The organism is Kitasatospora sp. DSM 101779 (assembly GCF_025655475.1).
Classification (GTDB): domain Bacteria; phylum Actinomycetota; class Actinomycetes; order Streptomycetales; family Streptomycetaceae; genus Kitasatospora.
Window position 1 is genome coordinate 1,786,674 of sequence record NZ_JAHTIK010000001.1, and the last position, 9,467, is coordinate 1,796,140.

Sequence of the window (9,467 nt, forward strand, 5' to 3'; positions counted from 1 at the left end):
CGCAGCACCCCCGCCCCGCAGATCCGGAGTACCCCGTGCGCCCCAAGCTGCTCGCCGCCCTCGCCGCCGCCCCCATGCTCCTGCTGCCCGCCGCCGCCCCGGCCGGCGCGGCCCCCGCAGCCCGCTACGCCGCGCTCGGCGACTCCTACGCGGCCGGAGTCGGCGCGGGCGCCTACGACCCGCCGAGCGCCGGGTGCCACCGCTCCACCCGCTCCTACCCGGAGCTCTGGCGGGCCGCGAACGGACCGGCCGAGTTCCTCTTCGCCGCCTGCAACGGCGCCGCCACCGCCGACGTGGAGCGCGACCAGGTCCCGCGGGTGCCCGCCGACACCACCCTCGTCACCCTCACCGTGGGCGGCAACGACGTGGGCTTCGGCGACGCCGTCGTCGCCTGCCTGCAGCCGCTCACCACCGATGCGTACTGCGACGGCGCCCTGGACGAGTCCGAGCGCCGGCTGCGCGAGGAGCTCCCGGGCCGCCTCGACACGCTGTACCGCGCCCTGGACGCCGTGGCCCCGGCCGCCCGGGTCGTGGTCACCGGCTACCCGCACCTGCTCGGCACCGACGCGACCTGCCTGATCGGCACCGCGGCCCGCCGTGCCCGCTTCAACGCGCTCACCGACGCACTGGACGGCCTGATCGAGCGTCAGGCCGCCAAGCAGGGCTTCCGCTTCGCCGACGTGAGGGCGGACTTCGAGGGCCACGGAGCGTGCCGGGGCGGCTCGGACGAGTGGATCCACCCGATCACCCTGCCGCTGTGGGAGTCGTACCACCCCAAGGCCGCCGGGCAGTCCGGCGGCTACCTGCCGAGCGTGTCGGCCGCCGCGCTCGGATAGGCTTCCCACTCCGGCCTGGGAAGGCATCAAAGCCCGTAGGCTGGGCAGGTAGGGACCGTGGAACGGGGCGTTCCACGCGAGGTTCGACAGGCCGGCAGCCGGCCACCGGTCCACGGGGCCGGGAGGGGGGCGGCACCGGTCGACGGAGGGAGACGCTGGGTGATCGAGCTGGAGGACGTTCCCGAGTTGATCGACCCGGTGATGATCTGCGCCTTCGAGGGCTGGAACGACGCCGGCGACGCCGCCTCGGCCGCCGTCGGACACCTGGACGAGACCTGGGGCGGCAAGGTGTTCGCCGCGCTCGACGCCGAGGACTACTACGACTTCCAGGTCAACCGCCCGACCATCTGGCTGGACGGCGGCGTGCGCCGGATCACCTGGCCCACCACCCGCCTCTCGGTGGTCAGGGTGAACGAGCCGAAGACCAGGGACCTGGTGCTCGTCCGCGGCATCGAACCCAGCATGCGCTGGCGCTCCTACTGCAACGAGCTGCTCGGCTTCGCCCACGAGCTGGGCGTCGAGCTGGTGGTCATCCTCGGCGCGCTGCTCGGCGACACCCCGCACAGCCGCCCCGTCCCGGTCAGCGGAGTCACCTCGGACGCGGCGCTCGCCCGCACCCTCGACCTGGAGGAGAGCAAGTACGAGGGGCCGACCGGCATCGTCGGCGTCCTGCAGGAGGCCTGCGCGCATGCCGGGGTGCCGGCGGTGACGCTCTGGGCCGCGGTGCCGCACTACGTGGCGCAGCCCCCCAACCCCAAGGCCACCCTCGCCCTGATCAACAAGTTGGAGGACCTGCTCGACCTGCGGATCCCGCCGGGCGAGCTGGGTGAGGACTCCCGTGCCTGGCAGCTGGGGGTGGACCAGCTGGCCTCTGAGGACAGCGAGGTCGCCGAGTACGTGCAGCAGCTGGAGGAGGCCCAGGACACCGCCGAACTGCCGGAGGCGTCCGGCGACGCCATCGCGCGGGAGTTCGAGCGCTATCTGCGGCGCCGCGAGAACCTCGGCCCCACCGGCGAGAAGCCCGTCTCCGGCCACGCCACCGAGTCCAAGCCCGACAAGGACGAGGACGACCCCGGCGACAAGCCCGACGACAAGCCCGACGACAAGCCCGACGACGAGCAGAAGTAGCGGCTCCGCGCACGGTTCGCGTCAGCGCGAGAACAGGGGCGCGTGGAGCTGCGCGACTCGGAAGGCATCCGTCGATCACCTTCCGTCTCGCGCAGTTCCCCGCGCCCCTTCTTGGGTTGCCCGGAACGTCGCGGCCGTCCGCTCTCGGACTGCGTGGTTCCCCCGGCCTTCGGCCGGGAGGTGCCCCTACGCGCCCCTACCGGTTGGCCGGAGTGCTACAGAGCCACGCCCAGGAGGGCGTCCACCGCGCGGGAGACCAGTCCCGGCGCCCCGATGTCCTGGCCGCCGTCGGCGGCCTGTGCGGCGGCCCAGCGGTCCACCGCGGCCAGCGCACCCGGCGCGTCCAGGTCCTCCGCGAGAGCGGCCCGCATCTCGGCGAGCATCCCCTCCGCCGGCGGCCCGTCCGGCCGTGAGACGGCGGCGCGCCAGCGGGCGAGCCGCTCCTGGGCCTGGGCGAGGTCCTGCTCGGTCCACTCCCAGTCGGTGCGGTAGTGGTGGGCGAGCAGGGCGAGCCTGATCGCCGCCGGGTCGACGCCCTCGCGCCGCAGCTTGGAGACGAACACCAGGTTGCCGCGGGACTTGGACATCTTGTGCCCGTCCAGGGCGACCATGCCGGCGTGCACGTAGGCCTGGGCGTAGGGGTGCTCGCCGGTGGCGACCTGCGCGTGGGCGGCGCCCATCTCGTGGTGCGGGAAGGAGAGGTCGCTGCCGCCGCCCTGGATGTCGAAGGACATGCCGAGGTACTTGAGGGCGATCGCGACGCACTCGATGTGCCAGCCGGGCCGGCCGTGGCCGAGCTCGGTGTCCCAGGCGGGTTCGCCCGGGCGTGCGGAGAGCCAGAGCAGGGCGTCCAGCGGGTGCTTCTTGCCGGGGCGCTGCGGGTCGCCGCCGCGCTCGGCGAAGACCGGCAGCATGGCGTCCCGGCCGAGGCCGGAGACCTCGCCGAAGTGCGGGTCGGCGTCGACGGAGAAGTAGATGTCGCCGTCGAGCTCGTAGGCGGCGCCGGTCGCCAGCAGTTGCTTGACCAGCGGGACGATCCACGGGATCGACTCGACGGCGCCGACGTAGTGGGCGGGCGGCAGCATCCGCAGGGCGGTCATGTCCTCGCGGAAGAGGGCGGTCTCGCGGGCGGCGAGCTCCGTCCAGTCCTGGCCGGTGGCGACGGCGCGCTCGAGCAGCGGGTCGTCGACGTCGGTGACGTTCTGGACGTAGAGGACGTCGTGGCCGGCGTCCTTCCAGACCCGCTGCACCAGGTCGAAGGTGTTGTAGGTGGCGGCGTGGCCCAGGTGGGTGGCGTCGTACGGGGTGATGCCGCAGACGTACAGGCGGGCGGTCGGGCCCTCGGGCACGACCTCGCGGACACTGCTCGTGGCGGTGTCGAAGACACGAAGGGGAAGCCCCTGACCAGGCAGGGCGGGAACCTCGGAGGCGGGCCAGGCATGCATGGTTCCGACTCTAACCGGGCGATCATTTGAAAGGCTAACCAGTCGTCGGGATCGGCCGGATTCCTCCCCCGTCGCCGCCCCGCCGCCCGGGTCGCTCAGAGCGGGGGCCAGGGGATGGACGGCCAGTGCGGCGAGGGCAGCGGGTGGCGTCCGGCCTTGAGCAGGGCCTCGATCCGGTGGCCCGCGGCCGCCAGCTCGGCCGGGGTGAGGTGCGGTCCCAGCCGCCTCCCCAGGGCCCTGGGCAGCTCGGTGGCGAGCCGGCCGAGCACCTCGACGGCCTCCGCGGTGAGCGGCTGTTCGGCCCAGCCCCAGAGCAGGGTGCGCAGCTTGTTCTCGGTGTTGAAGGTCACGCCGTGGTCGATGCCGTAGATCCGCCCGTCGGCGGCTGGTATCCAGTGGCCGCCCTTGCGGTCGGCGTTGTTGATCACGGCGTCGAGGACGGCGAGCCGGCGCAGCCGCTCGTCGTCGCGGTGGACGAGCAGGGCGGTGCGGCCGCCCTCGACCTCGGCGCGGACGATCGGCAGCCAGCCCTGCTCGGGCCCGGACGGGTCCTGCAGGTCGAGCAGGTCGGGCGCCCCGGGGTCGGGTTCGACCCAGAGCTGCACCATGCCGGGGCCGGCCGGGCCGTCCCGCAGCACGGTGGGCGGGACGAGCGCCCAGCCGGTGGCGGCGGCGACCTCGTACGCGGCGGTCTCGCGGCCGGCGAGGGTGCCGTCGGGGAAGTCCCAGAGCGGCCGTTCGCCGGCCACCGGCTTGTAGACGCAGGGGGCGGTGGTGCCGTCCAGGGTCACGGTGCAGTACAGCACCGCGTTGGAGGCGTCGGTGAGGCGGCCGTGCACGGCGAGTTCGCCGGCGCCGAGCAGGGCGAGGGCGGTGGGCGCGTCGGCGGCGAGCGCCGCGCTCGTGGCCGGGTCGGTGCCCGGGAGGCCGTCCGCGCTCAGCGCCGGTATCCGTTCGCGCGCGGGCACAGGTGGCCCTCCGGGTCGAGGGGCAGGTTGCAGAAGGGGCAGGGCTTGCGGCCGGCGGCGACCAGGTCGAGCGCGCGCTTGGCGAAGACCCGGGCCATCGTGCCGGTGAGCCGCACCCGCAGCATGTCGGGGCCGTTCTCGTCGTCCTCGTAGAGGGCGTTCTCGTCCTCCTCGGCGTCCTCGACGAGGGCCTGGGCCTCGACGACGAGGCGCTCGTCGACGCTGTCCCAGGCGAGCGCCATGGTGCCGACCCGGAACTCCTGCTCCAGCGGCAGGTCGAGCGGTGCGCTGTCGAGCATCTCGGCGGGGGCGACGGCGGGGATCGCGGCCGAGCCGGCGCTGCGCCGCAGCGCCTCGTCGAGGACCTCCTCGACGCGTTCGGCGAGTGCGGCCACCTGGGCCTTCTCGAGCAGCACGCTGGTGATCCGGCCCCGGGCGCTGGCCTGCAGGTAGAACGCCCGTGATCCGGGCTGGCCGACGGTGCCGGCCACGAACCGCTCTGGCTGGTCGTAGAAGAAGACCTGACGGGGCACTCTCTCGCTCCGGATCGGGATCGGACGGGGGCTCATCGGCCACCCTACGACGTGCGCCGCGCGGACGCGGCGACCGGTTGGCTCAGCTCGTCCCGCCCACCACGGCGTCGCCGCCGGGCACCTGGGCGGGCTCCTGCTTCGGGGCGAGCCCGCCCAGGCCGCCGGTGTCGCCGAGGCGCAGGAGGAAGGGGCGGTGCGGGGTGTAGCGGATCGCGGTGACCGAGCAGGGCTCGACGGAGATCCGCTGGAACTGGTCGAGGTGCAGGCCGAGCGCGTCGGCGACCACGGCCTTGATGACGTCGCCGTGGGTGCAGGCGAGCCAGAGGGCGTCCTCGCCGTGCGAGGCGGCCACCTTGGCGTCCCACTCGCGGACGGCCTCGACGGTGCGGTGGCTCAGGTCGCGCAGCGACTCACCGCCGGGGAAGGCCGCGGCGGAGGCGTGGTCCTGCACGGTGCGCCAGAGCGGTTCCTTGGCGAGTTCGTGCAGCGGGCGGCCCGTCCAGTCGCCGTACTTGCACTCGCCGAGCCGCTCGTCGACGGCGGCCTCGCCGAGTTCGGGGCGGGCGGCGAGCAGCGGGGCGACGGTCTGCCGGCAGCGCTCCAGCGGGCTGGTGACGGCGTGCGCCAGGGGCAGCCCGGAGAGCCTGCCGACGAGGCCCGCGGCCTGCTCGCGGCCGGTGTCGTCGAGCTCCACGCCGGGCGTCCAGCCGGCCAGGACGCCGGCGGTGTTGGCGGTCGATCGGCCGTGGCGGACGAGCAGCAGCGTGGGCATGCCGCCTAGCCTACGGCCTGGGGTGCCGGGTGGGGCACGGGTGCCCATCGGGTGTGCGTTCAAGGGATGTGATGACCGTTCGGGCCCCGGCGCGCGAGAATGTCCGCATGATCGTCGATTGCGCCACGTACCGGGACGGCCGCCGGGTGGAGGGACCCGCGGACTTCTCGGACGCGCTGGACGCCGTGCGGGCGGCCGGTGACGGCTTTCTGTGGATCGGGCTGTACGAGCCGACTCCGGAGGAACTGGAGCTCGTCTCCTCCGAGTTCTCGCTGCACCCGCTGGCGGTGGAGGACGCCCTGACGGCCGCGCACCAGCGCCCGAAGATGGAGGTCTACCCGGACGCGCTGTTCACCGTGGTCAAGACCCTGGGCTACCGGGAGTCGGACCGGACGGTCGAGACGGGCGAGGTGCTGGTGTTCGTCGGCGACTGCTTCGCGATCACCGTGCGGCACGGGCGGGCGAGCCCGCTGGGCGGGATGCGCAAGGAGCTGGAGGGCCGGCCGGAGCTGCTGCGGCTGGGCCCGGCCTCGGTGCTGTACGCGGTCTGCGACCTGGTGGTGGACAGCTACCTGGACCTCTCCGCGACGCTGCTGGCCGACCTGGATGAGCTGGAGGCCGACGTGTTCGCCCCGGGGCGGACGCGCGGCGTGGCCGAGCGGATCTACGCCTTCAAACGGCAGGTGGTCGCCTTCCGGCGGGCGAGTGCGCCGCTGCTGGAGCCGGCCGCCCGGCTGGTGCGCGGCGGCGTGCCGTTCGTCCCGGACGCCCTGCAGCCGTACCTGCGGGACGTGCTCGACCACCTGACCAAGACCAACGAGCAGGTCGAGGCGCTGGACCGGTTGCTGTCGGACATCCTCAGCGCCAACCTGGCGCAGGTCAGCGTCCAGCAGAACAACGACATGCGGAAGATCTCGGCCTGGGCGGCGCTGGCCGCCGTCCCGACGATGATCGCGGGCATCTACGGGATGAACTTCCAGTACATGCCGGAGCTGCACCAACCCTGGGGCTACCCGGCGGCGCTGGTGCTGATGGCCCTGGTCTGCTGGGTGCTGCACCGCTTCTTCAAGCGGGCCGGCTGGCTCTAGCTAGCGCAGTGGCGCACGGATGTCGCACAGGGGCGCGTGGGGGCACCTCCCGGCCGAAGGCTGGGGGAGAACCGCGCAACCCGGACGTGGACGGCCGTACAAATCCCGGGTCAGCCCAGGTCACTACGGCACCCGCGCCCGGACTGCGCAGGTCCGCCCCCGGCGCCCCTGAACCAACCACCCGCCCGCTCTTCGGAGACGAGCCCTGGAGCGGTGGCGCACGGATGGCGCCCCGGAATCGACCGCCGTGCACCCCTTCGGGACGGTTCCGGGGCCCGGCCGGAGGTCCGGGGCGGCGTCGGAGCCGCCCCGGACCGCGGGTCAGGCGAGGCCGGCGCGCTCCAGCGCCTCGACACCCGTGCGCAGGGCGGTGATCCGCTCCTCCAGCGTGAAGCCGGCGGGGGCGAGGGTCAGCGTGGTGACGCCCGCGTCGGCGTAGGCCTGCATCCGGTCGGCGATCCGCTCGGTGGTGCCGAGCAGCGCGGTGGCGTCGATCAGGTCGTGCGGGACGGCGGCCGCGGCGCCGGCGTAGTCCTTGGCCAGGTACTTCTCCTGGATCTCGTCGGCGGCCTGCTCGTAGCCCATCCGCCGGGCGAGCTGGTTGTAGAAGTTCTTCTCCTTGCTGCCCATGCCGCCGATGTAGAGGGCGGCGTAGGAGCGCTGGCCGTCGGCGGCGGCCTTGACGTCCTCGCCGACCGAGATGGCGACGGTCGGGCAGAGGTCGAAGCCGTCCAGGGTCTGCCCGGCCTTGGCGCGGCCGGCCTTCAGCGGGTCGATGGAGAGCGCGGCGTGCTCGGGGGCGAAGAAGATGCCGAGCCAGCCGTCGGCGATCTCGCCGGTCTGCTCCAGGTTCTTCGGGCCGATCGCGGCGATGTACAGCGGGATGTGTTCGCGGACGGGGTGCACGGTGAGCTTGATCGGCTTGCCGGGGCCGCCGGGCAGCGGCAGCGTCCAGGTGGCGCCCTCGTGGACGACCCGCTCGCGGGCCATCGCCTTGCGGATGATCTCCACGTACTCGCGGGTGCGGGCCAGCGGCTTGTCGAACTTGACGCCGTACCAACCTTCGGAGACCTGCGGGCCGGAGACGCCGAGGCCGAGCCGGAAGCGCCCGCCGGAGAGGGTGTCCAGGGTGGCCGCGGTCATCGCGGTCATGGTGGGGGTGCGGGCCGGGATCTGGAAGATCGCCGAGCCGACGTCGATCCGCTCGGTCTTCGCGGCGACGAAGCTGAGGACGGTCGCCGCGTCGGAGCCGTACGCCTCGGCGGCCCAGCAGACCGAGTAACCGAGGCGGTCGGCCTCCTGGGCCACCGCGATGTTGTCGGCGTCCATGCCGAGTCCCCAGTAGCCGAGGTTGATGCCCAGTCGCATAACGGTGCCCACGCCTTCCGTTCGGTCCTTGCGGCGAGGGTAGCCGCGCCGCCCGAGGAAAGGCTACTGGCCGGTAGGAGTGGCCTGCGTCACGCCGCTCGCGGGTCGTCCACCACGCCGCGTGCCCCGGCCGCTACGCTCTGCCGACGAGGGGGCTCGCCCCCCACCTGCGGTTTTCAGTCACGACGGAGGGGCCTTCCCGATGGAACTGCGCCACCTCGGCAGGACGGGCCTGACGGTGAGCCGACTCGGCCTCGGCACCATGACCTGGGGCCGCGACACCGACGAGCACGAGGCCGCCGAGCAGCTCAAGTCGTTCGTCGACGCCGGCGGCACCCTGGTGGACACCTCCGACGAGTACGCCGACGGCGGCGCCGAGTACCTGCTCGCCCGGCTCACCGAGGGCTTCGTCCCCCGCGCCGACCTGGTCATCGCCACCAAGGCCGGCGCCCGCAACCGGCCCGGACGCCGACGCGACGCCTCCCGCGGGCACCTGCTCGCCGCCCTCGACGCCTCGCTGCGCCGCCTGGGCACCGACCACGTCGACCTCTGGCAGGTCGACGGCCACGACCCGGCGACCCCGCTGGACGAGACCCTGCACGCCCTCGACATCGCCGTCACCAGCGGCCGCGCCCGGTACACCGGGGTCTGCGACTTCAGCGGCTGGCAGCTCGCCAAGTCCGCCGCCCGGCAGCAGGGGCACCCGGCGCGGGTGCCCCTGGCGGGCGCGCAGCTCGAGTACTCGCTCCTCCAGCGCGGCCTGGAGCGCGAGGTGCTCCCCGCCGCCCTGGACGCCGGCGTCGGCCTGCTCGCCTCCTCGCCGCTCGGCCGCGGCGTGCTCACCGGCAAGTACCGGCACGGGGTGCCCGCGGAGTCCCGCGGCTCCTCCCCGTACCACGCGGGCATCGTCCAGCCGTACCTCGGCGAGCGGTCCCGGCGGATCGTCGACGCCCTCGCCACCGCCGCCGACGGACTCGCCACCAGCCCGCTGAAGGTCGCCCTCGCCTGGGTCCGCGACCGGCCCGGGGTGGCGAGCGCCCTGGTCGGCGCCCGCACCGCGGCCCAGCTGCAGACCACCCTGTCGGCGGAGGCCCTTACGCTTCCGGGTGAGATCCGCGGGGCGCTGGACGACGTGTCGGCACCGGTGCACCGCTACCCGGACCAGGGCTGGACGGAGCTGTGAACCGCCGGCCGTGAGGAGACATCGATGACGCAAGCGGAGCACAGCGCCCCGGAGCGGCAGGCCCAGGCCGTCGCCGCACTGGCCGAGGCGATCCGCGCGGCGGGGGCGTCGTCGGGGCCCGCCGCCGAGGCCGCCGGACCGGACGG

General features: G+C 73.9%; 9 protein-coding genes. 4 read left to right on the forward strand and 5 right to left on the reverse strand.

The genetic code is table 11. The annotated features are described in order from the left end of the window. A partial coding sequence (locus KSNIM_RS08310) for an SGNH/GDSL hydrolase family protein (RefSeq protein ID WP_263102579.1) occupies window positions 1-836 on the forward strand: 836 nt, incomplete at its 5' end. 159 nt (window positions 837-995) lie between these two features. Beyond that, window positions 996-1,964, forward strand: a complete 969-nt coding sequence (locus tag KSNIM_RS08315) for a PAC2 family protein (RefSeq protein ID WP_263102580.1) — start codon at window positions 996-998, stop codon at window positions 1,962-1,964. A gap of 215 nt (window positions 1,965-2,179) precedes the next feature. Here KSNIM_RS08315 and mshC read toward each other — a convergent pair whose 3' ends face one another. The 4 genes from mshC to KSNIM_RS08335 form a co-directional block, all read right to left on the reverse strand. Further along, window positions 2,180-3,409 (reverse strand): cysteine--1-D-myo-inosityl 2-amino-2-deoxy-alpha-D-glucopyranoside ligase, encoded by a 1,230-nt coding sequence (mshC, locus tag KSNIM_RS08320; RefSeq protein WP_263102581.1) that lies wholly within the window; start codon window positions 3,407-3,409, stop codon window positions 2,180-2,182. 95 nt (window positions 3,410-3,504) lie between these two features. Beyond that, window positions 3,505-4,377: an SCO1664 family protein gene (locus tag KSNIM_RS08325; RefSeq protein WP_411543674.1), complete on the reverse strand. Its 873-nt coding sequence runs from the start codon at window positions 4,375-4,377 to the stop codon at window positions 3,505-3,507. Then, complete coding sequence (locus tag KSNIM_RS08330; protein ID WP_263102582.1) at window positions 4,347-4,910, reverse strand: DUF3090 domain-containing protein; 564 nt, start codon at window positions 4,908-4,910, stop codon at window positions 4,347-4,349. The genes KSNIM_RS08325 and KSNIM_RS08330 overlap by 31 nt, the downstream gene beginning before the upstream one ends. 82 nt (window positions 4,911-4,992) lie before the next feature. Continuing rightward, window positions 4,993-5,682 (reverse strand): histidine phosphatase family protein, encoded by a 690-nt coding sequence (locus KSNIM_RS08335; RefSeq protein ID WP_263102583.1) that lies wholly within the window; start codon window positions 5,680-5,682, stop codon window positions 4,993-4,995. Window positions 5,683-5,789: 107 nt separating this feature from the next. Here KSNIM_RS08335 and KSNIM_RS08340 point away from each other — a divergent pair, with 107 nt between their 5' ends. Further along, on the forward strand, window positions 5,790-6,770 hold the full coding sequence (locus KSNIM_RS08340) for a magnesium and cobalt transport protein CorA (RefSeq protein ID WP_263102584.1): 981 nt from the start codon (window positions 5,790-5,792) through the stop codon (window positions 6,768-6,770). Between the two features lie 321 nt (window positions 6,771-7,091). Here KSNIM_RS08340 and KSNIM_RS08345 read toward each other — a convergent pair whose 3' ends face one another. Then, window positions 7,092-8,138: an LLM class F420-dependent oxidoreductase gene (locus KSNIM_RS08345; protein ID WP_263102585.1), complete on the reverse strand. Its 1,047-nt coding sequence runs from the start codon at window positions 8,136-8,138 to the stop codon at window positions 7,092-7,094. Window positions 8,139-8,340: 202 nt separating this feature from the next. On the opposite strand from KSNIM_RS08345, the gene KSNIM_RS08350 reads away from it, so the two are divergent. Further along, entirely contained in the window at window positions 8,341-9,321 is a 981-nt protein-coding gene (locus tag KSNIM_RS08350; RefSeq protein ID WP_263102586.1) for an aldo/keto reductase, read from the forward strand. Window positions 9,322-9,467: the final 146 nt, after the last annotated feature.

Bases quoted from the DNA above. Each gene is read 5' to 3' on its own strand.
- KSNIM_RS08350 (WP_263102586.1), top strand. From the start codon at position 8,341: ATGGAACTGCGCCACCTCGGCAGGACGGGCCTGACGGTGAGCCGACTC.
- KSNIM_RS08340 (WP_263102584.1), top strand. From the start codon at position 5,790: ATGATCGTCGATTGCGCCACGTACCGGGACGGCCGCCGGGTGGAGGGA.
- mshC (WP_263102581.1), bottom strand. From the start codon at position 3,409: ATGCATGCCTGGCCCGCCTCCGAGGTTCCCGCCCTGCCTGGTCAGGGG.
- KSNIM_RS08345 (WP_263102585.1), bottom strand. From the start codon at position 8,138: ATGCGACTGGGCATCAACCTCGGCTACTGGGGACTCGGCATGGACGCC.
- KSNIM_RS08335 (WP_263102583.1), bottom strand. From the start codon at position 5,682: ATGCCCACGCTGCTGCTCGTCCGCCACGGCCGATCGACCGCCAACACC.